20 protein-coding genes are annotated in these 20,759 nt (G+C 37.7%); 10 read left to right on the plus strand and 10 right to left on the minus strand.

The features are described 5' to 3' along the window. Positions 1–83: 83 nt before the first annotated feature. The 5 genes from flgC to EHQ49_RS05480 form a co-directional block, all read right to left on the minus strand. The gene (gene flgC, locus EHQ49_RS05460; protein WP_002975027.1) at positions 84–545 is read right to left on the minus strand and encodes a flagellar basal body rod protein FlgC; all 462 of its coding nucleotides are present in this window, start codon (positions 543–545) and stop codon (positions 84–86) included. A gap of 10 nt (positions 546–555) precedes the next feature. After that, the gene (gene flgB, locus EHQ49_RS05465) at positions 556–987 is read right to left on the minus strand and encodes a flagellar basal body rod protein FlgB (protein ID WP_100742093.1); all 432 of its coding nucleotides are present in this window, start codon (positions 985–987) and stop codon (positions 556–558) included. Positions 988–1,538: 551 nt separating this feature from the next. After that, entirely contained in the window at positions 1,539–1,934 is a 396-nt protein-coding gene (locus EHQ49_RS05470) for a hypothetical protein (RefSeq protein ID WP_135577096.1), read from the minus strand. 91 nt (positions 1,935–2,025) lie between these two features. Then, entirely contained in the window at positions 2,026–2,889 is an 864-nt protein-coding gene (locus EHQ49_RS05475; protein ID WP_135577098.1) for a sterol desaturase family protein, read from the minus strand. Between the two features lie 114 nt (positions 2,890–3,003). Next, positions 3,004–4,092, minus strand: a complete 1,089-nt coding sequence (locus tag EHQ49_RS05480; RefSeq protein ID WP_135577101.1) for an AraC family transcriptional regulator — start codon at positions 4,090–4,092, stop codon at positions 3,004–3,006. 87 nt (positions 4,093–4,179) lie between these two features. Here EHQ49_RS05480 and EHQ49_RS05485 point away from each other — a divergent pair, with 87 nt between their 5' ends. Genes EHQ49_RS05485 through EHQ49_RS05515 form a run of 7 tightly spaced genes read left to right on the plus strand, consistent with a single transcriptional unit; the run spans position 4,180 to position 10,519 of the window. Then, positions 4,180–5,304, plus strand: coding sequence for an MlaE family ABC transporter permease (locus EHQ49_RS05485; RefSeq protein ID WP_135577103.1), 1,125 nt, complete (start codon positions 4,180–4,182; stop codon positions 5,302–5,304). After that, the gene (locus tag EHQ49_RS05490; protein ID WP_135577105.1) at positions 5,301–6,068 is read left to right on the plus strand and encodes an ABC transporter ATP-binding protein; all 768 of its coding nucleotides are present in this window, start codon (positions 5,301–5,303) and stop codon (positions 6,066–6,068) included. The genes EHQ49_RS05485 and EHQ49_RS05490 overlap by 4 nt, the downstream gene beginning before the upstream one ends. Then, complete coding sequence (locus EHQ49_RS05495) at positions 6,065–7,012, plus strand: MlaD family protein (protein WP_135577107.1); 948 nt, start codon at positions 6,065–6,067, stop codon at positions 7,010–7,012. Before EHQ49_RS05490 ends, EHQ49_RS05495 begins: the two co-directional genes overlap by 4 nt. A 5-nt stretch (positions 7,013–7,017) precedes the next feature. Next, the gene (locus tag EHQ49_RS05500) at positions 7,018–7,629 is read left to right on the plus strand and encodes an ABC-type transport auxiliary lipoprotein, LBF_0736 family (RefSeq protein ID WP_135577109.1); all 612 of its coding nucleotides are present in this window, start codon (positions 7,018–7,020) and stop codon (positions 7,627–7,629) included. Between the two features lie 19 nt (positions 7,630–7,648). Next, on the plus strand, positions 7,649–8,833 hold the full coding sequence (locus tag EHQ49_RS05505; RefSeq protein ID WP_135577111.1) for a sterol desaturase family protein: 1,185 nt from the start codon (positions 7,649–7,651) through the stop codon (positions 8,831–8,833). A 9-nt stretch (positions 8,834–8,842) separates the two neighbouring features. After that, entirely contained in the window at positions 8,843–9,265 is a 423-nt protein-coding gene (gene gloA, locus EHQ49_RS05510; protein WP_135577113.1) for a lactoylglutathione lyase, read from the plus strand. A gap of 3 nt (positions 9,266–9,268) precedes the next feature. After that, entirely contained in the window at positions 9,269–10,519 is a 1,251-nt protein-coding gene (locus EHQ49_RS05515) for a BaiN/RdsA family NAD(P)/FAD-dependent oxidoreductase (RefSeq protein ID WP_135577115.1), read from the plus strand. Here EHQ49_RS05515 and pyk read toward each other — a convergent pair. Then, the gene (pyk, locus tag EHQ49_RS05520) at positions 10,512–11,948 is read right to left on the minus strand and encodes a pyruvate kinase (protein WP_135577117.1); all 1,437 of its coding nucleotides are present in this window, start codon (positions 11,946–11,948) and stop codon (positions 10,512–10,514) included. The two genes, EHQ49_RS05515 and pyk, sit on opposite strands and share 8 nt — an antisense overlap. 91 nt (positions 11,949–12,039) lie before the next feature. Between pyk and EHQ49_RS05525 the strand changes: the two genes are divergently transcribed. Genes EHQ49_RS05525 through EHQ49_RS05535 form a run of 3 tightly spaced genes read left to right on the plus strand, consistent with a single transcriptional unit; the run spans position 12,040 to position 14,895 of the window. Next, the gene (locus tag EHQ49_RS05525) at positions 12,040–12,939 is read left to right on the plus strand and encodes a histone deacetylase family protein (RefSeq protein ID WP_135577119.1); all 900 of its coding nucleotides are present in this window, start codon (positions 12,040–12,042) and stop codon (positions 12,937–12,939) included. Further along, complete coding sequence (locus tag EHQ49_RS05530) at positions 12,939–13,754, plus strand: hypothetical protein (RefSeq protein WP_135577121.1); 816 nt, start codon at positions 12,939–12,941, stop codon at positions 13,752–13,754. The genes EHQ49_RS05525 and EHQ49_RS05530 overlap by 1 nt, the downstream gene beginning before the upstream one ends. 28 nt (positions 13,755–13,782) lie before the next feature. Beyond that, positions 13,783–14,895 (plus strand): SpoIIE family protein phosphatase, encoded by a 1,113-nt coding sequence (locus tag EHQ49_RS05535; RefSeq protein ID WP_135577123.1) that lies wholly within the window; start codon positions 13,783–13,785, stop codon positions 14,893–14,895. On the opposite strand, the gene EHQ49_RS05540 is transcribed toward EHQ49_RS05535, so the two are convergent. From EHQ49_RS05540 to EHQ49_RS05555, 4 genes are all read right to left on the minus strand, one after another. After that, positions 14,852–16,474: a glycosyltransferase family 39 protein gene (locus tag EHQ49_RS05540; RefSeq protein ID WP_135577125.1), complete on the minus strand. Its 1,623-nt coding sequence runs from the start codon at positions 16,472–16,474 to the stop codon at positions 14,852–14,854. The two genes, EHQ49_RS05535 and EHQ49_RS05540, sit on opposite strands and share 44 nt — an antisense overlap. Beyond that, positions 16,471–18,048, minus strand: coding sequence for a hypothetical protein (locus EHQ49_RS05545; RefSeq protein WP_341867068.1), 1,578 nt, complete (start codon positions 18,046–18,048; stop codon positions 16,471–16,473). The genes EHQ49_RS05540 and EHQ49_RS05545 overlap by 4 nt, the downstream gene beginning before the upstream one ends. 263 nt (positions 18,049–18,311) lie before the next feature. After that, complete coding sequence (locus EHQ49_RS05550) at positions 18,312–18,770, minus strand: putative lipoprotein (protein WP_135577768.1); 459 nt, start codon at positions 18,768–18,770, stop codon at positions 18,312–18,314. 76 nt (positions 18,771–18,846) lie between these two features. Next, positions 18,847–20,733 carry a glycoside hydrolase family 36 protein gene (locus EHQ49_RS05555; RefSeq protein ID WP_135577127.1) on the minus strand — a complete coding sequence of 629 codons (1,887 nt, stop codon included), beginning with the start codon at positions 20,731–20,733 and terminating at the stop codon, positions 18,847–18,849. Positions 20,734–20,759 lie beyond the last annotated feature (26 nt).

The raw sequence follows: 20,759 nt of genomic DNA on the forward strand, positions 1-20,759 counted from the left end.
AAATGTCGGTCAAATCTAGGAAACCTAAAGAAAAAAATTATGTCACATTAAAAAAAGGAACAAAGCCCGGAATGGGTCGGAATTTAGGCCCGACCGATTTCCATCGCTTTGTTCATCATCGCTTTGGATCCATTGATGAGTTGGACATTGGCTTCATAGGAGCGGGAAGCCGAAATCATATCCGTCATCTCAGTAACGATGTTAATATTGGGAAGTTCGACGTAGCCTTTTTTGGGACCAGTTTGGATGGCATCAGGATGAGTTGGATCGTAAGTTAATCTTAGAGGACTCATGTCCTTTTCGATTTTCATCACCTTGACCCCTTTCCCTTCACCTGGAGCTACACCAAAAGGATATACCGGACTTTTCCAATTGGTTCGTAAGTTAATCGGCGTGAGGATGACACGATCCCGTCTAAACGGGCCATCTCCATTGGTGTTTCTCGTGGTTGTCGAGTTTGCAATGTTATTCGAGATAACATCCATTCTAAGTCTTTGCGCAGAAAGTCCAGTTGCCGAAATATTAATGGAATCAAACATTCCCATAACTTACTCCTTAGTTAGTCCTCATCACGATGTTGAGAAGACGATTGTTTTGGTTGAGTCTATCAATCATAAGGCTGTAACTCATTTGGTTTTGATTGGCATCGACCACTTCTTTTTCAATATCTACGTTGTTTCCGTCGGGTCTCATTGTAGTCAGATAGTCCAAATTGGTTTTGGGTTTGGCATCCCGGTAATCTAGCGGTTTAAAAAATTCAATATGGCGGTCGTTCGTGATTTTTGTGGGAACAGCTTTGTCCTTTTCGATTTTTTCTGATTCGATGGCACGTTTCAGCATAGATTCGAACACCACTTCCGAACGTTTGAAGTTGGGTACATCTGCATTGGCAATATTATCTGTAATCACTTTTCGCCTTTGGCTCGCTGCCCCGAGGCCACGTTCCAAAAGGTCTTGAGTTTTCATGAAATGTGTTGCTTCAAACATATTTCTCTTCCTCTCTACATTCCCCTTCGACCGCTTTTTCTTCCCCCTAAAGCATTTTATGTCGCAAATATGGAAAAAAGCGAACCCGGGGCTTGGATGGAGTGGTAAGTGGCTTACTTTGGTGAGTGGGTGTAAAAGGGGAGTGGCTTAATTTTGATACTGGCTGTGCAATGAAAGTGGCTTACTTTGGTGAGTGGGAGTAAAAGGAAAGTGGCTTAATTTTGAAACTGGCTGTAAAAGAGAAGGGCCGATTTAAGAGAATCATTTGCTTTCGAGAGTTGGTAGAATCAAAGAGCGATTTCTTTCGGAAACTCTCTGTAAAAAGTAAGTGATTTACTTTGGTAACCCAATGTTAAAAGAAAGTCACTTACCAAAGAAACAGATTATAAAAAGAATGCCCCTTCCTATCGAAACTCGGTGTAAATCTAACGTTAGTTTCCTTGGTTGTTCGATTCTTTTGCTCGGAAAAGCAGTGATACCTAGGTTAAATGTCTAAACTTGTAATCGGAAGGTTTCTTCGTTGAATCGTAAGTCCGGCAACAAGTTGTTGATTAAAAGATAGAAAGGATCGTTTTAATATAAACAAAAAGGTAAAAAATAGGATCCGATAGATTCCAATTTGATAGGAAATCAAAAGATGTTTTTGTTACCTTTAGAAGTTGTGGATTAAATAGAATTAAGGTAACGAAAGCGATCAGGTTTGGTAGTGTGAGAATAGAAAACAGGGAAATGGTGAGATTTCGTTTGGTTCTCTTTGCGAAGGAATCAAAAATTAAAATACTGAATGATATAAGATGTAAGTAGGTCGCCGTTTTTATAGAAATAGGTAAATGATCAATCGATCCATCTTCTATAATATTTCCTTGAGTCACAAGAAAAAAAGTCAGTAAGACACCGCAGAGAATGATCGAAAGGATTCCCAAAAGAACAATCAAAGTAGTTTTCATTTTTAACCTAAGGGAGTATTCTAAAAATATCCCCCAGGTTTGACTACGATTATTCATCGATTCAGTTTGAGCTGTTTCGATGAATATTTCATTAAGATGCTAAAACTTCCACCTCAGCGTTAGGTTTTATTTCTTGTTCTTTTCGTTTTTTATCTCTCTCTTCTGCGACTTGATCGAAGTATGTTTCGTAATTGGGAAAATTAGTTCCCATCAAACGGTCCCAGACATTGAAGTAAAGTGAGTAGTTTCCTTGGAACTTCTGGTGGTGTTGGTTGTGGTGTGTGGATGTGTTAATCCATTTCGTGATTGCATGTGAAGCCCAACCTTTCGGAAAAAACTCGTATCCTAAGTGCCACCATATATTCAAAACCATCGCATAAAAGGTATGAAAAATTAATATATAGAAATGAATCGGAACAAACATCACAAAAGGAACAATGTAGATAGCTTCTAAAAATGCTTCCGTTGCCTGGAATCGGTATGCGGCCAAAGGTGAGGGATTCACTGACTGGTGGTGTTCTGAGTGGACATGGGGGTAAACTTTTTTTAGATGAGCGAATCTGTGCATCCAATAAAACCAAGTCTCATGCCAAACGGTAATCAGAGCGAAACTTAAGAAAAGATATCCGACTCCAGACCATCCAGAAACAGGTCCAAAGTATACAGCGCTCGGAACAATTTTTGCTTTCATTAAGGTAATGTTTGTAACGGCAACAAGTGTAAAAACAACAAGTGTTACAGCCGATTGGCGAAATTCTTTCCAAACCTTTTCAGCCTTGGGATATACTTTTTGAATGCGGTAGGTTTCGAAAAAATCCTTTCGCCAAACATAGAATAAAAGAAATGCCAAACCGGCAATGGGGTAGTAACGCAGGAAATTTAAAACCCCTTGTGCAAAACCAATTTTGGTAACACAATCTAAAACTAATTCACACTGAACTGGTCCACCAAACATAGAACTCTCCTAAACAAACTCTGAGAATGATTCCATTCTAGCAAAAATGAATCACTGAATCGACCGGATCGGTAAAGGCGGAATAAAAAAAGGTTCCGGTTTGGCCCAACCGGATTAGCGACTAATGGATTTTCGATAATCACTAGGACTTGTACCTACCTCTCTTTTGAAGGCATCATAGAAAGTGGATTTGGACGGAAAACCTACATCATAAGCGATCGTGAGAATATTCCTATCTGGGTGTATGGAAAACAATTCTTTGGCCTCTCGAATCCGGTAGTGATTGACTAAGTGGAAAAAACTTCTTTTTTGGTGGAGGTTCAAATACTCAGAGAGTTGGTGTTCAGAAAGATCCATTTGTTTGGCCAACTTCTCTAAGTTGATACTTTCATCTCGGTAGATCCTTTCCTCTTCCATAAGGTGTTTGAGTTGGTTCTGAAGGGTATCTAGGTTGAATCCGCCTAGTTGAGAGGTTTGGTATTTTTTTTCTTCGATGACAATCCTTTGCACCTCTCCCCATAATTCAGGGCTTTTTTGCCTCAAAAGGTAAACACCAATCAGCAGTAAGGCGATAAATGTAGAAACAAGTTCTAATCCATGCCTATGGTGAAAGAATAAAGTATAAATTCCGATTAAACTGGAGAAGGTTCCAATCCCAACAACAATTCCCACCAAACGAAGATGAGCTGACTTTTTGAATCTCTCCAGGCGGATGTATTTTACCATGTTGGTGAAAACATAAAAAGCAGCGTAAAATATGGGTGAAACGGCGATAAGGATAGTAATTTGAAAGATTAGCGGGACACCTTCTTTCAAATATTTTGTATGAATTGCTATTTTTTCTTCGGCAGAGGAAGTATAAAAAGGGATCATTAATATAATTACTATAACCGCTGGTACAAGTTCCCAAAATGAAAATTGGTTTCTTTTTGGGTTTTCATCCCAAAGTTCCGCAAAGTATCTTTTCAGAAGTGCTCCAATACAAGCAGTGAATGGCAAGTGGGTGAGATATAAATGAGGGAATGATTGGTAAATGCCCGTACATGTAAAAAAAGTATGAGCCTGGAACATGGCCGCAAAGAGAAATAATAATCCTTGTACTTTTGTCTGGTCCGTCGTGTTTTTTCTAAGGAATTCTCCCCAAGCAAAAAGAAGAGAAAGTCCAGCAGAAAAGGCAATCAGATGACTTGTTAGATTCCACATTGATGTTCATCTTTTAATCAATCGATTCGGTTGTAAAATAAAATCACTTGCCTCGGGTTCGTTCCGAATTAGAATTACGTTTGAAACGTGGATACCATTCATCGACAATCCTCCTTTTTGTGGGAAGGTAGCACCTTAGAAATCCATCTCCCGGTGGTCCTGACTGCCTCGGAAACTGGCAAGGATTGGACTTCTTTTTTTGAAATCCTAAAAAAAAGCCCCCCTCGTAAAGTCGCAGTTCATGCGGGTAATTTGGAAGAATCGGATTCTTCCGGAATTTCTCTTTTAAAATTAATTCGTCTGGAATGTGAAAATCGACGGATCCAATTCGTATTATTTGGATTAGGTGAGCAGTTCCAATACCGATTGAGTATTTCTGAAGATGATAGTAAAAGAAACAAAGAAACACTCGCAAATTCGCTCAGGAGATCCGAAAAGATTGGAAAACTGACCATTGACTCGTTGTTAGAGTTTAAATACCTAATTACATTTACTGGTGAACTTACTGTTTCTTTTTGGCGTTCTTTTTTACATCCTTCCAAAATTCGTTGGAAAGATACATTCCGTGTTGCGGAGTCAATGGGAGTGAATGCTTTCCCCATCATTGCGATGATTGGGTTTTTACTTGGGCTTATCATGTCCTTCCAGTCAGCAATTCCTATGCGAAGGTTTGGAGCAGAGATCTTTGTGGCAAACCTTGTCGGCCTCTCTTTATTTCGAGAGTTAGGTCCGCTAATGACTGCTTTTATTTTATCGGGTAGGTCAGGATCTGCATTTGCAGCAGAGCTTGGAACGATGAAGGTCTCTGAAGAAATTGATGCATTAACCACAATGGGCCTTCCTCCTGTTCAGTTTCTAATTATTCCTCGTTTGGTGGCGTCTCTTTTGATGACCCCGCTACTTACTATCGTTTTTAATTTGTTTGGTCTGATTGGTGGAGCCGTTGTGTTGATTAGTTTTGGATTCCCACTTGTTACTTTTATCAATCAAGTGAATCTTGCTGTGGGTCTTTCCGATATATTAGGTGGACTTTTGAAATCTTATTTTTTTGGAATGATCATTGCCTCTATTGGTTGTTATAGGGGATTAAAAACGGCATCAGGAGCTGGTGCCGTCGGGGAATCGACCACTTCCGCTGTGGTTGGTTCTATCATACTTGTTTCCATACTTGATGGAATTTTTTCCGTCTTATATTTTTACCTAAAAATATGAAAGATAAACCAATCATTCGAGTAGAACATCTAACAACGGGTTATGGCCATACTGTGGTTATGGAAAATATTTCGTTTGAAGTGAACCGAGGAGAAATTTTTGGAATTCTTGGTGGTTCTGGTTGTGGAAAGTCAACAGTTCTAAAAAATATGATCGGATTAACATCCCCGTTTAGCGGCCGTATATGGATCGACGAAGATGATATCGTTCTTGCCGAGGGAAAGAAAAAAATCGAGATCTGGAATCGGATTGGAGTGATGTATCAACAAAGTGCTCTTTTTGGTTCCATGACTTTACTAGAAAACATTCGATTGCCTTTGGAAGAATTTACAAAACTCCCACTTCCTATCATGAATGAAATTGCTATGACCAAACTGAAAATGGTAGGTCTCTTTCCTTTTGCTCATTTGTATCCAGCTGAACTTTCGGGGGGTATGAAAAAACGTGCTGCGATAGCACGCGCTATGGCCATGGATCCTGAAATTCTGTTTTTAGATGAGCCCAGCGCAGGCCTTGACCCCATTACCAGCGTGGAGTTAGACCACCTAATCATTCGTTTGTCGAGAACTCTTGGAGTTACTTTTGTAATTGTTACACATGAATTGCCTTCTGTGTTTACAATGGCTGACCGTGTGATTGTTTTAGATAAATCCAAAAAAGGAATTATCGCAGAAGGCAAACCAAAAGATTTGAAAGAAAAGTCGAAAGACCCATTTGTAAAACAATTCTTTAATCGTATCCCACAGGAGAGTTCCCCGTTATGAACCAATCGAGTAAAATCTATTTTAAAGTTGGGGTCTTCGTACTCGTTAGTTTTTTCACACTCATTTTGTTTTTGATTGTGTTTACTGCTGGAAATATTTTTCAAAGATCTGTTAGTTTAGAAACCTATTTTGATGAATCAGTACAAGGTTTGGATATTGGATCGCCAGTCAAACACCGTGGGGTTAAGGTCGGGACAGTACAAGAAATTACCTTTGTGCAAAATGAATACTCACATAAACTGACTGAAGATACGGAACTTCGTTACGGAAGATACGTTTTGATTAAAATGTCTGTCCCTGATTTTGTGAAGGGTGTATATGGTGATGATTTAAAGAGAACCGTTCAAAGGATGATCCAAAGTGGACTTCGCGTTCGGCTCGCCTCACAAGGATTAACTGGAACAGCTTATTTGGAAGTTGATTATCTAAATCCTGAAAAAAATCCACCTCTATCCATTGAATGGGAACCAAAAACCATTTACATTCCTTCTGCTCCAAGTACCATCTCTAGGTTTACTGCTTCTGTGGATAAATTTTTTGATAAAGTAGAGAAAGCCGATGTGGATAAAATCCTTTTGGGTGTAGGGGAACTCATTCGTAACTTGAACCAAACCATCCAAGAAGCAAAACTCGGAGACCTAGCTCGTGAATCAACAGGGTTACTTGTTGATCTTAGAAAAACCAATGCCGAAGTAAAAGCTCTCATTGCAAGTCCCGAAACACAGGGGTTACCAAAAAAATTGGATGCTTCCGTTACGCAGTTACAGACAACTTTAAAACGTTTGGACACTCTTCTTGCTTCAAACCAGGGAGACATTTCTACATCAATTGAAAACTTACGAATTGCTTCGGAAGACCTAAAAGAGGTCACTGCGAATGCAAAAAAATACCCATCTCAGTTTCTCTTTGGAGAAGCGCCAAACAAGTCTAAACTCTGGAAATAAATATAATGAAAACCTTTATCCGTTTTGTAATTCTTTTTGGGCTCACCTTTTTTCTTAGTCAATGTTTCGGTGTTAGTAAAACCTTTCCTGAAAAAAAGTTTTATTTAATTGAAACTGGTGAAACCAAACAGTTGTTCTCTGTCGTAAAGCCGAGAGCCTTCGTAGTACGTAAGGTTTTTATCTCCCAAAGGTTTGAAGGGAAAGAGTTTGTTTACCGCAAAGAAAATGCGGTTTATGAATCCGATTTTTATAATGGTTTTTTTATCCCTCCGGCTCATAACTTCAAAGAAGAATTTGTTCGTTCCCTATTAAAATCGGGAAATTTCGAATGGGATGCAAGTATTCATACCCGAGTTAATGTTACTCATTTTATTGAATTGAATCTGACACAAATGTATGGAGATTTCCGAACCAAAGAACCAAAAGCAGTGATTGAGTTTGAAATTGTTGTTTATGAAGACAAAGATTCGGTATCAACTCCGGTTTTTAGAAAAACTTATAAACAAAACCAATCTATAGAGAAAAAAGAACCGGAAGCTTTGGTTCTCGGCTGGAATTTGGGACTTACCAATACATTTAATGAATTGAATGCAGATTTGAGTGCTAAATTAAAATAAAACGAACGGGAAGGGATATATGAGACTCATTGAATCCATCGCACCTTTTTATTTTGTCCTTATGTTACTCGAGATACTTTACACTCGTTTCAAAAAAAAGGATTACTATTTTTACGAAGATTCTTTGGCCGATTTGAGTTTGGGAGTTCTTAGTCGCATCTTTGACGGAATGATTCTTCTTGGGTTGGTTTTCGTCTACAATGAGTTATACCAAATCTCTTGGGGAGTCGAATATCTTTCCAAAGTATTTTTATCCACCTCATCACCATTACATTGGATTTTTTTATTTGTTCTACTAGATTTTTTGTTTTATTGGGCTCATCGTTATAGCCATGAAATCAAAGTTTTGTGGGCATCTCATGTAGTACATCATTCGAGTGAAGAGTTTAATTTATCAGTAGCACTCAGACAATCCTTTGTTCGTAATATCGGAATTGGTTTGTTTTATCTACCTTTGGCTCTTCTTGGGTTTCCGGTTGAATCATATTTAATTATTGATGCACTGAATCGCACTTATCAATTTTGGGTTCATACTCGAACTATTGGAAAACTACCAGTTTGGTTTGAGTATGTGCTCGTCACTCCTTCGCACCACAGAGTTCATCATGCTATGAACCCAGAATACATTGATCGTAATTATGGTGGTGTATTTATCTTTTGGGATCGTATCTTTGGAACTTTTTGTGAAGAGAACAAAGAACCTCGGTATGGGCTGGTTTCCCAACTAAATACTTATGATCCAGTCACTGCTGAATTACATGTGTTTCGAGATTTGTTTTCGGATTTAATCCATACAAAAAACAAATGGCAGGGACTTGTTTCCTTTTTCTCTTATCCTTCCGTAAGACCAGACGACTTACAAGCCATAATTGACCGCGGAGTTCGTGATCCAAAGGTTTGGTTGGCTCACCACAAATGGACGATTGATCAAAAAACACGTGATCCGCAATACAGACGTAAGGCTGGAAAGGCAATGTATCGCCTTTTTCTCCTTTTTTCTTTTTTGGTCCCGACAGCCTTCACTTTATATTTTCTGAAACGAATGCATTTGTTTTCTTTAGGTGAAATTGCATCTGTATTTACGCTTTTAGTTTTTTCTTTTATTTCTTTGGGAAAACTCTTGGAAGGACACAAAAACTGGCTTCGTTTCGAGATTCCCAAGTATATTTCTTGGTTTGTGCTATTAGGCTATTTTTTCTTATAGTAGGAAGAGATGAAATATTTACATACAATGATTCGCGTTTTGGATTTAGATCGTTCCTTACATTTTTTTGTGGAAGTCCTTGGGTTAAAAATTATGAGAAGGAATGAACACCCTGAAGGTAAATTCACTTTGGTGTTTTTATCTACAGGTGAGGAAGATGCTTCTGAGATTGAACTTACTTATAATTGGGGACAAACAGAGCCTTACACAACCGGAAGAAATTTTGGCCATATTGCTTACGAAGTAGATAACATTTATGAAACTTGTGCGCGAATTCAACAAATGGGTGTTGTTATCAATCGTCCTCCGCGTGATGGTCGTATGGCATTTGTTAGGTCTCCCGATTTAATTTCCATCGAACTTCTCCAAAAAGGTAAACCTTTAGAATTATCAGAACCATGGATTTCTATGCCAAATACAGGTGAGTGGTAAGAATTGCAGAAAAAACCTAAAATTGCTATCATTGGAGCAGGTGCATCTGGTTGTTTTGCCGCGTTGCAGATTAATGACGAGTTACAAGGGTTATGTGAAATCCAAATTTTCGAAAAGTCAAAAGAACCATTAGCAAAACTTCGAATTTCCGGTGGTGGGCGATGTAATGTCACTCATAACCTTTTTGACCCAGAACTTCTTTCTGAAAGATACCCTAGGGGGAACAAAGAACTTCGTTGGGCTTTTGAAAGTTTCCAACCGAAAGACACTATCGCCTGGTTTGACAAAAGAGGGGTCAAACTCAAAGCCGAAGCCGATGGAAGGATGTTTCCTACAACGGATAGTTCCGATACCATCATCCAATGTTTTTTAAATGAATTAAAATCCAAAAAAATACCTATCCACTTTGAACAAGGGTTAGTTGGCATTTATTCCAATCAGGTTAGCGACAAAACCGTAGGTTTTCGAGTTTTATGGGAAGGGGGACTAGAAGAACATTTTGATTTTGTAATTCTTGCTACCGGTTCCAACCGAAAGGTTTGGAGTATCTTGGAAAAATTAGGACATACAATTATAAATCCTGTTCCTTCCCTTTTTACTTTAACATTAGAAAATACAGACTTAATCGAACTTACTGGTCTAGTAGTTCCTTATTCAGAAATCAAAGTTTTGCCTAAAGGTAAATCACAAAAGGGACCTATACTTATCACTCATTGGGGACTCAGTGGGCCTTGTGCCCTCAGGTTATCTGCTTGGGAGGCGCGAACTCTTTTTGAAGCTGATTACAAAGTAGATCTCTCTGTCAATTGGATAGGTGGAAAATCAACTCAAAACATCGAAGATGAGTATTTATCTAAAAAAGAAAAATCCCCTGCCGAAAAATTAACACCAGATCCTGAGTGGAAATTGCCATCACGATTTTGGGATTGGATTTTAAAGGAATCTAAAGTTTCGTCTAATAAACGTTACTCCGATTTTTCTAAAGCTGAAATTCGTAATTTAAGTCTTTCATTAACTCAAACCAAACTTCGGATGGTTGCCAAAGGAGTTTTTAAAGAAGAGTTTGTAACGGCGGGAGGTGTTTCCAGAAAAGACATTCAATTCCAAACAATGGAAAGTAAACAATGTCCTGGTCTTTATTTTACGGGCGAAGTGATCGATGTAGATGGAATTACAGGTGGGTTTAATTTTCAGAATGCCTGGACTACTGCAACAATAGCAGCCCGAGGCATTCGTAAAACAATCGTTACTTGATTTTATGGATTTGAATGAAATCCACCGTTTGTGCTACAGATCCTGGTGCACCGGATAAAATCACTACGATATCTCCTGATTTTAATTTTCCTTCTGACTTAAGTGTTTTGCTCATAAAAGCAATCATATCGGGAAACTTATCCATCATCGGCATAACGTAAGCTTCCACTCCCCAATACAATTGCATCTTTCTTGCAGTACCGAGGAAAGGTGTGAAAGAATAAATTGGTTTTAATGGACGAAACTCTGAGGAGAGAAGGGAAGAATATCCTGACCTAGTAAAGTTGATGATTGCTTTTGCGTTAATGGACCTAGAAATGGATTCAGCTGCACTTCCGAGAGCGGTCCGCTCCACTTCGAATTCGGAACGGTCCATACTTCTTAGATGTGATAAATAAATTTCCGACTCTTCTGCAGCTTGAATGATACTTGTCATGGTTCGAACTGTTTCGATTGGATATTTACCCGAAGCGGTTTCCCCAGATAACATCACTGCATCCGTTCCATCCATAACTGCGTTGGCAACATCACTGGCTTCAGCACGAGTGGGACGAGGGTTGTCAATCATCGTCTCTAACATCTGTGTGGCGGTGATGACTGGTTTCCCTTGTTGGTTTAGTTTGGTGATCATTTCTTTTTGAATGATCGGAACATATTGAGTGTCTAACTCCACACCCAAATCTCCACGCGCAATCATAATTCCATCACAATTATCGATGATCTCTTCAATATTCTGGATGGCTTCCGGGCGTTCAATTTTTGCTATGAGACCGGCATAACTATCTTTCATAAATTGGCGTGCCATTTCTAAGTCGCTTGCTCGTCTTACAAAAGAGAGCGCAATATAATCCACGCCGAGTGATAAAGCAAATTGCAGGTCTTCAATATCTTTTTCAGAAAGTGCAGGTGCTGAGATAGGTGTTCCCGGTAAGTTGATTCCTTTGTTGTCTTTTAATGTTCCGCCAATCACAGTTTCTAAAACTGCTTTCTCTTTTGTTTTAGATTTTACAACAAACGAAAGTTTGCCGTCATCAATCAAGAGTTTATGTCCGACATCGATATCATTTAAAATATATTGATATGTACAACCGATTTCTTCGGCAGTTCCTAGAAAGTCGGATTTATTATTGATGGCAATTTGGTCTCCCGTTTTGAGATCCAATGGCCCAGTTCCCAATTTTCCCGTTCTGATTTTGGGACCTTGTAAGTCAGCAAGGATGCCGATGGATTTGCCGGACTCTTGTTCGCATTCTCGTAACAATTCGAAGATTTCTTTGTGGTAGTCGTGGGTAGAATGAGAAAAGTTCATTCTTGCCAAATCCATTCCCGAATAGATGAGATTTAGAATGGTTTCACGGTTTGCAGATGCAGGTCCAATGGTGCAGATAATTTTTGTTCTTTTGTTTGGGATTTTGCTGTCTTCCGGCATAGACCCTATTCTTAGCTTTTTTGTTTTTTCCTGCAAGTAAATTGTACGGTTTGAATTGACTTGTGTCATTTTTCGCAAAAATATCATTTTAATGGCATCTAATGCATTCGCTCTTATCTACCATTCTTCGTACAATCTCGAATTACCGGGACATGTTTTCCCAGCTCATAAGTATTCACATCTTTATAACCGTGTCAAAAGGGATCCAGTTTATGCTTCCTGGGACATTCTGCTACCTAAAAAAGCAGAAGATGCAGATTTAGAACTCGTTCATACAAAAGAATACTTAGACGATCTGTTTAGTTATGAACATACATCTCGCACGATGTATTCAGAACTTCCACTTAATCGAAGTATTGTGGAAAGTTTCACATATGGAGTCGGTGGTACTATTATGGCAGCAGAACTATCTAAAAAGTTCCAATTTGCTTTTAATATGGGCGGAGGATACCATCATAGTTTTCCAGATAGAGCAGAGGGATTCTGTTATTTGAATGATGTAGCAATTGCTATACGGAAACAAAGAGAAACAGATCCTAATTCAAATGCACTCATCATTGACTTAGATTTGCATCAAGGGAATGGTAATTCCTATATTTTTCAATATGATGACAAAGTTTACACATTTTCGATGCACCAAGGTAATCTTTATCCAAAGAAAGAAGTATCTAACTTAGATGTGGATCTAGAACCAAATACCAAAGATGATGAATATTTAACTGCATTAGAAAAATCTTTAAATCAAATTCGAAAAGATTTTGATTCCAATATAATTTATTATGTTGCAGGAGCTGATCCTTATGAAGATGATTCTCTTGGAGAATTAAAAATTTCCATGAAGGGTTTGAAAGAACGAGATTTGATGGTTCGTAAGTTTGCTGAAACACTAAATGTTCCATGTGTTGTGACTTTAGCAGGTGGTTATGCTCGTGACTTCCGTGATACTGTCGAAATTCATTTTAATACAATTACTGCATTTGGTGAAAAGTAATGGGAGTTTTTTCCTCTACAGACAAAAAGAAAAATCAGGCTGATTGGTTGGATTTAGACGATTTGTCTTTAGTTGATGTATCAAAAGAATTAAATACTTCATTAAACATGGAGCCTAAATTATTCAATCGGTTCACTCATTATGAGGTAGAGCAGATGTTAGTTGGCGCTGGTTTGATTACTGCTGTTGAAAAACGTGGGTTCCATGATTCATTTATCGAGTTGGAAATCTTAAACGATTACGATAACCGAATTTATGTAAAATCTGCTAATAGAAAGATTTTAGTCCACACTCGGTTAAAGGTTTCTCAATTCCAGTTGAAAGGGGATGATGAACAATTTCCCATGATTTACATTGATTGGCTCCTCACTCAAAATATTAATTTTGAACCCGGTGATATCAAAAAAGAATTATACTTTGGACAAGAATATCCAGGACTCAATGTCTTAAATGAATTCACGGATTTCATTCGAGTCCTTTCGAAACGACTTGGTACATCTGGTGCTTTTAACGTTCCTGAATACTTTCATGATGCCGTTTTGTTTTCTCGTAAATTTCGTTTCATTGATCCTGAAAAAGAAGGAACCTTTCGTGCCCTTGTGAAAAATTTTCGAGGAACCAATCTTCGGAGTTTATCCTCCCAAATCCATCAGAACAGAGTTCGTTATGAAAATGGGGAACCTTACGAATGGAAGTATGGGGAGATGATTTCCTGCACAGATGCCTATTTAGAGAAAAAAGTTTTCCATGAGGCATATTTTAAGAAAGTCGAGGAAGTGAAAGAAAAACTAAAATTCACATTGGTCTCAAAATAACCCTCTAAAAAGCCGATACCTATAGTAGATGTCCGAATATTCTTTTAAACCCGAGATTCTAATCATAGATGATGATACAGAGATCTGTGAAACTTTGGAACTCATCATCAATGGATTGGGATATTTTGTCCGTTACTTTACAAACCCTCTCCAAGGTTTGGAATACTTCGAAGGCGAAAGAAATCCAATTGTGTTTTTGGACGTCAATATGCCCCAAACTTCTGGGCTTGATCTTTTACCTAAAATCAAAGCTTATGATGCCAAAACCCAAGTCCTGATGATGACAGGGGAACATGACATACAAACGGTTGTTTCTTCACTTTACCACCGCGCTTCTGATTTTATCCTAAAACCTTTTCATACAAAGTCGATTGAAGCTGCAATTTCCAGAGCATTTGAATATTATAATTTTTTAAAAGATAAAGAATCGATGGATGAGTCGATCAAACGAGATCTTCGTCTTGCGGCCAAAATCCAAACACGAACCATGAATTTACCTCAAATTGGTCATAAGATTTTTTCTGAGATCAAACCTGTAAGTTTTGTATCTGGTGATTTTTTTCAAGTCCTTCCTTTGGATGAAGACCGCACCTTAATTTTGATGGGGGATATTGAAGGCCATGGTGTAACTTCAGGACTCATTGCCATTCTTATGACTACCATTCATAAAGAATTGGTGCGCACTACAACTGTGTCACCTGCTGAGTTACTTTCGCGTTTGAATCGGGAACTTTGTAATGAAATTGGTACTCATAGTATGACTGCTATTAGTATCGTAGTCGATCATCCAAAGAAAAAAATTACTTATGCAAGGGGAGGTCATCCTTTTCCCCTCGTTTTCCAAAAAGAAACTCGTGCCCCTTTGATTCTGCAAGACCAGTCTGGTCAAATTTTAGGTATCCTCAAAGAGATGGAATTTGCAGAAAATGAAATCCAAGTAGAAGAAGGAGATATTCTATTTTTATATTCGGATGGATTACTTGCTTCAAGCACCCATCCTTTAGTGCAAACTCTGATTCAACTTCCCGGTGGGGCAACTAGAGTAGACAATATGAAAACAGAAATTACAAATTATATCCAATACTTAGAAACATCTTCTAAAGCATCGGACGACATATCTTATTTACTTCTAGAGATTTGATGTATTCCAAGTTAGTTTTGGTTGCCTCAGTCAGAAATTGACCTAGTATTTCTTTCGATTTAAAGTTCCCACTGTCAAATCCTTGTTTCCATTCCTTTCTGTGTGATTTCATTTTTTTTATGATCTCTTGTTTTTCTGGAAAGTCACAAAGTTTATTTGTAATCATCTCGCCTTTATAAAATAGAAAATCACCCTTCGCAAAAAATTTTTTATCTTCTTTGGTTAAACTATCGATATAAAATTTATTTTCTGTCACATAACTTTGAATAGTTGTTTTAGTCACGTCCCAAAGGAGTTCTTTTTCTGGATTTGACTTGTTGAGTGTGATTGCTGAAAAGATGACCATTACGGTTCCAAATAAAAAATTTGGGATCCATTCCCATTTGATGTCTTGTAATTGAATCCAATACTGATGGGCAAGAAAGGTTATAGGTAACCAATAAAATCCCATTAGATCCCAATCTGCAGGGAAACCTAATTGTGGATTGTGAAAAAAACCATGCAGAAAAAAAGCAAAACAAACAACGAGAATGGTTTTGTTTTCCGATTTATGAATAAAAACTTTCCATTCTTTTTTATAAGAGAAAAACTGATGGAGTAAAAACAAAGTTGCGATTGCGGCATTCCAATACAACACTGCAAGGATTTCCTTGATATGATTGAGTGATACGAGTCGATTTTTGGGATAAAAAGGCGGATGAATTAAGTGTGTACTATTACGATCAATAGCTGGGTCATGGAAAAATAAAAAGTATAAAAACCAAGGAATGAGAATACTTAAACCCAAAACAGCACAAAGGATTAAGTGTTTTAATTTTTTATCTTTTGGGGAATGTGTGTACCATAAATAAACTAATAAAATCACCAAATATCCAGAAACCAAATGAAACAACATAGAGAGAGCCACAATAGCAGTTGTTCCATATAACAAAAGATCATTGTCTTTTGGGTTTTGAACATATTTAGAAACAAAAATATATAAAAGAAGATGGCAAACTGTCACCAGTGTATAATTTTCAGCATATCCAAAAGTGAGTAAAATTCCACCTGATGAGAATAAGATGAGAATTGAAAGGGAATTTGATTTATGTTTTTTTTTGGCAGTCCATAAAAAACCAAATATCATTCCAATTCCTGCGAGTTGGGATAAAAATGTATATGAAATTCTTGGGTCCTCAGGGAAACCAAAACTAGAAAATAAATTTGTTATTTGGCTATGAAGGACCGTTTCTAGGATTTCATCTAAAGTAAATTGGAATCCAAAAAGTTTGGTTTCTAAGAGATTCGTTTCGAGTAATAAAAGTCCATCCCCCCAATCCATGTTCCGAATGGGAAATAATACTAAACAAATAAAGAATAAAAGTGCCAAAATCCAATTTTGGGGAACATAGGGTTTCCATTTTTTCACCAAATTGATGTTATGTTTTATTCCATATAGGGTAAAGGATTGGAAGAGGATAAAAAGAATAGAAATGAATAGATAAACATTTTTTTCGCCTGGAAGGAACCAAGGTTTTGTAGGAAGAAATTGGCAACCAAAAAGGAAAAGATAAGGAATGTATAAAAATACTGTTTTCATAAGGATTCTTTTGTATAATACTCTTCTGGGATTTCTTCTGCTGCAATAAAAGGAAAATGCCCTTTACGGATATTAAAAAACACAAGTTCTGGAAGGCTATAAAATACAGATTCTGTTCCTTTGGAAAACCGACTTCCCTTGTCAAATGGTGCACTGAATATCCCCACTCCAGTATATCCAATCCCGAAAACAGTATTGACCAAACCTAAAAGGGGGCGGTTCCATATTGTTTCTTCAGTAAAAAATAAAAAGGGATGATCGATAGGATTTGGTTTATAAATTTTTGAAGTTGGGACGAATCCATCTTTAAAATGTTTTTCGATATACCCTGTTATTTTTTTTCTCTTTAAGTTTCGGTAAGAAGGGTAAATATTTTTTTGTTTGGTACCTGGATTGGACTCGAGTTTCCATGCTGCCACCGCTGGTATAAAATTAAAACTCATCATCCCACTCGATAATGGATTCCAAATGGTTTCATTCCCAATACGACCCTCTGGAAACATTTCATTCATATAACGAAAAAGCTCTGATGTACAATTTTGATGGGTTAAATGGTAAGAATAAAGATTTTGAATTCCTTTTGTATATGATTCAAAGTTCTTTTGTTTTTTCTGAATTTCTGTTTCTTCTAACCGATCTCGATTTTCAAATTGTTTTTTATATGGATTTTGTCCTACCCAATTGAATTCGATTCCTTCTGGAGCAGATCCGGATTCTAAAAAACCTTGGTAACGAATAAGAAATGATTCCCAATTGAAAAATTGAATGGAATGATAGCCGGAAACAAAAATCTTTTTTTTCGATTGGAATAACAATTCGTATTCTTTCTGTTTGGTGGAAAAAACAGAGTCGGGTAAATCGATTGAGGGAAAATATTGAAACCCATCTAAGTTTTTTTTGGGGAAAATAATGGTTTTTTCTGCTATTGATTTGTTTGTATAAAGAATCCGTAGGAGTAAGGTCATCTCTTCCCAGTCGTTACAACCATTATCCAATACACAGGAACGTAAGTCTTGAACCAAACGGGTTAGATATCCTTTCCATATTTTGATCTCTGGTTCACTTAAATGAAACGCAGATCCATCCAATCGCAAAAAGGCAGGTTCGTAGAGTAAAACTGGATCCAAAAGAAACATACGAACAAAACTTCTTTTTTCTGCTACAGTCAAACGTTCTGTATCTGTTTGGATGCTATGGATAAGGCGGTATGGTGAGTCTGTTTTTGGTAATGATTCGCCTTCTGTTGTTAGTTGATTTGAATGGTTTACTTCTTTCCATTCGAGAATAGAGCGTTCCAAAATATCCTTCTCTTCTTTGGAAAAAGAAAAAAGATTGGGAATCGGAGAATCAGGATCAGATATATTTGTAAAATAACCAAATCCTGAAATGGGTAAGGTGGATTTCTCATCCCTTACTGAAGTAAGGGAGGTTTCCCATTCCTGTTCTAACTTTTTTTGGTTTTGGATATGGGTTTCTTGTACCAGATAAAGTTCATTCCATTTTTGTCGTAACAAACGTTTTGTTGGATCGGAAAGTTCCCATTCATAAAATTCTATATTTCGATTTTGAACCACTCCATACTGGAAACGAAAATCCTCCCATGTTTCCCGAACAATATGAAATATTTTGTCTTCAAAGGAATATTGTAAATGGTAAACCCGGTCACCAAATCGCAGTGCGGAATGTCCGCCACTAGACTGACCCGAATTGGAATCTATATATAAAAAACCATAGGGATTTGAATTTGGTTGTGAATGTAGAGGAAAAAATAGGAAAAAAAAGATAAGTAAAAAAAAGAAGGAATGGGCGGTTTGACTCCGCCCAAAGACGACCTGGATTATAGGTTGTACCCGTTTAAGATTAGTTTTGCGACGGTAACATTTTGTTTTGCTACATCGGCTGCGACTACTTTCATTTCTGAAGGAGAAAGGTTTGCTTGTTTCAATCCTTGACCAATAGCAATGTAAGTTGCACTGTTTGATCTCCAAGCCACAATACCATGAGATTTTGCGATTGCAGAGAGTTGGTTTTCCAATTCCTGTTTTTGGTTTTCATAACGAATTTGTAAGGCAACACTTGCGATTACATCTTCTTTATACTCATTCATTGCTTTTTCTTTTCCTTCATCGGAAATAGAAGAGATACTGTTCGATATGGATTTTACAAGGGCAGATGCTGAATCAGAAACTGATACACCCAAACGGCTTACACTACCAGAAGCAGAATCCAGGATAGAACAGTTGTTAAATGAAATCAGCATCGCCATCACGGAAACGATACTTAAATGTTTGATCATACGCATAAAAAAACCTCTTACGACGAATTGCAAAGATTCTAAGTCCATTTTAGGACCCGTCAATTAATTTTCTCGATCAAACAGATACAACAACGGAACCAAAAGGCGGTAAAGTGGTTTCAAAATGACCATTCACAATCCGAAGATCTACCATGGTCCCTGTCCAAAAATCTAAAAATGGGGCTTTGGTTTTGAGACCTTGGGGTATGGGGATCCGCACATTTTTTTCTTCTTCTGTTGGATTCCAAATTCCCAAATACCCCGCTGGATTGTAGAGGGCTGGTGGAAATTCTTCCTCAAATATACCAATGGGAACTGGAGTATACGCTTGGCATTCTCTGTTCAATTGGAATGCCTTTTTTAAAAGATCCAAACGATCGGTTTCTAACTTAGTTAGATCATCAGAAACAAGTAACATTCCACCTGACACTGCCATGACGGATGCCATAAGTTTGGTTTGTGTTTCGTTCATTTTGTTTCTTTTTTTTCGGACAAGTAAACAATCGGGATCATTCAACCAAAGATGCCTATGCATAGAAGCGCGAGTAATGTCGTTGATGAGGGCAGTTCTTGTAGATAGAGCATTTCTATCTTTTAAGAAAACGCGCAACTTTTCTGGATACCAAAACGGCGCCACATCACAAGAGATACGCATCCCATCAAAGATTCCCACCGAAGGTAACATGGGTGCACCACATCCGAGTAGGAAGGTATTTTTACCCACAGTTTTTCGAATGAGTTCGAGAGCATTTTTATATCTAGCTTGTGGCGATAAACTTTTGTTATATACGTCACCTGGAAGAAGACCCGCATAAAGAAAGTCCAACTTTAAATACGGATAACCCCATTCTTTGACAATTGTAGAAAATACTTTTTCAAGATAGTTTAGTGCCGTTGGATGTGTGATGTCCAGAGCATAAGTATAACCTTTACCCCAAAGTGGTTGGTAAATAGCAGGGACAGGTTTTCCATTTTGGTCTTTGAGGATGGCTTCAGGGTATTTGCGAAAGAACTCTGATTTTTTTCTAACAAGAAATGGGGCAAGCCAGATCCCGGGCCTTAGTCCCACACGTTTGATTTCATCGGCAAGGATTCGCATCCCACCAGGAAATTTCTCGTTCGGTTCAAGCCAATCGCCGATTTCTTTTTGGTATCCATCGTCAATTTGGAAAAATTCAAATGGAAGGTTTAGTTCTCTAACCTTTGTTAGATTATCTAAAATGGTTTTTTGATCAATTTTAGTGTAATAATAATACCAAGAACACCAACCTGTGGGAACTTTTTTGGGTAAATTTCCAGGGCCTTCTTTATTTCCAAGTTCTTCAAAGTATTTGGCAAGTTTTCCTTCTGGGTTCCCTTTAAAAGGTAGGACTTTGATTTTTGCAATGCTTAGTTTTGCATTGGGGCGAAGGTCTGGTAAACAATATACGTCATAAATTACTTTAACTGAAGTTACATTTCCCGAATCTCCGAAAACCACTTCAAATTTAGTTCCGAATTCTCCTTGTTCGATAGGAGCATACAAAATTCCATTTTTGGTTTCTTTGTTAAAAACAAGAGTTAGGTATTCGGAGAGGAACTTACCGACTTTGGATTCATGTTTGGAATAAATGTTTTCTTGTGAGTATTGTAAAAAAGATAAAAAGGGAGGTTTGTCTACGTTTGTGTTTTCCACTTTCCTCGAGATGGACCAGGATTGGTAGCCGTGTTGGAATAAGGAATAACCTCCCCCTTCAGGCAGGACGGATAGATCCAATTCCAAATGGTCCACGGAAAATCCCACTTCCGGTCTTGTCGATTCTCGCCAAATGAGTTTTGGACTGAGGATCGTTCCCGTTTTGGGATCGGAGCTGGAGGTAAGTAATAGTTCGAATTTTTTACATTCGGATTGGTAAACTCCTGCCTTAACGGGAAGGAATTTCGAAATAGTGACGGAATTATGAACTCTGTATTGAATTTTCATCTTGGAAAAATCTATTTGATGATTTT

The sequence above is a fragment of the Leptospira perdikensis genome, from assembly GCF_004769575.1.
GTDB lineage: Bacteria > Spirochaetota > Leptospiria > Leptospirales > Leptospiraceae > Leptospira_A > Leptospira_A perdikensis.

What these genes read in the sequence shown, in the direction of transcription:
- EHQ49_RS05540 (WP_135577125.1), bottom strand. Translation starts at nt 16,474, where the DNA reads ATGAAAACAGTATTTTTATACATTCCTTATCTTTTCCTTTTTGGTTGC.
- pyk (WP_135577117.1), bottom strand. Translation starts at nt 11,948, where the DNA reads ATGCCGGAAGACAGCAAAATCCCAAACAAAAGAACAAAAATTATCTGC.
- EHQ49_RS05490 (WP_135577105.1), top strand. Translation starts at nt 5,301, where the DNA reads ATGAAAGATAAACCAATCATTCGAGTAGAACATCTAACAACGGGTTAT.
- EHQ49_RS05495 (WP_135577107.1), top strand. Translation starts at nt 6,065, where the DNA reads ATGAACCAATCGAGTAAAATCTATTTTAAAGTTGGGGTCTTCGTACTC.
- EHQ49_RS05535 (WP_135577123.1), top strand. Translation starts at nt 13,783, where the DNA reads ATGTCCGAATATTCTTTTAAACCCGAGATTCTAATCATAGATGATGAT.
- EHQ49_RS05475 (WP_135577098.1), bottom strand. Translation starts at nt 2,889, where the DNA reads ATGTTTGGTGGACCAGTTCAGTGTGAATTAGTTTTAGATTGTGTTACC.
- gloA (WP_135577113.1), top strand. Translation starts at nt 8,843, where the DNA reads ATGAAATATTTACATACAATGATTCGCGTTTTGGATTTAGATCGTTCC.
- EHQ49_RS05500 (WP_135577109.1), top strand. Translation starts at nt 7,018, where the DNA reads ATGAAAACCTTTATCCGTTTTGTAATTCTTTTTGGGCTCACCTTTTTT.
- EHQ49_RS05530 (WP_135577121.1), top strand. Translation starts at nt 12,939, where the DNA reads ATGGGAGTTTTTTCCTCTACAGACAAAAAGAAAAATCAGGCTGATTGG.
- EHQ49_RS05555 (WP_135577127.1), bottom strand. Translation starts at nt 20,733, where the DNA reads ATGAAAATTCAATACAGAGTTCATAATTCCGTCACTATTTCGAAATTC.
- flgB (WP_100742093.1), bottom strand. Translation starts at nt 987, where the DNA reads ATGTTTGAAGCAACACATTTCATGAAAACTCAAGACCTTTTGGAACGT.
- EHQ49_RS05470 (WP_135577096.1), bottom strand. Translation starts at nt 1,934, where the DNA reads ATGAAAACTACTTTGATTGTTCTTTTGGGAATCCTTTCGATCATTCTC.
- EHQ49_RS05550 (WP_135577768.1), bottom strand. Translation starts at nt 18,770, where the DNA reads ATGATCAAACATTTAAGTATCGTTTCCGTGATGGCGATGCTGATTTCA.
- flgC (WP_002975027.1), bottom strand. Translation starts at nt 545, where the DNA reads ATGGGAATGTTTGATTCCATTAATATTTCGGCAACTGGACTTTCTGCG.
- EHQ49_RS05525 (WP_135577119.1), top strand. Translation starts at nt 12,040, where the DNA reads ATGGCATCTAATGCATTCGCTCTTATCTACCATTCTTCGTACAATCTC.
- EHQ49_RS05505 (WP_135577111.1), top strand. Translation starts at nt 7,649, where the DNA reads ATGAGACTCATTGAATCCATCGCACCTTTTTATTTTGTCCTTATGTTA.
- EHQ49_RS05480 (WP_135577101.1), bottom strand. Translation starts at nt 4,092, where the DNA reads ATGTGGAATCTAACAAGTCATCTGATTGCCTTTTCTGCTGGACTTTCT.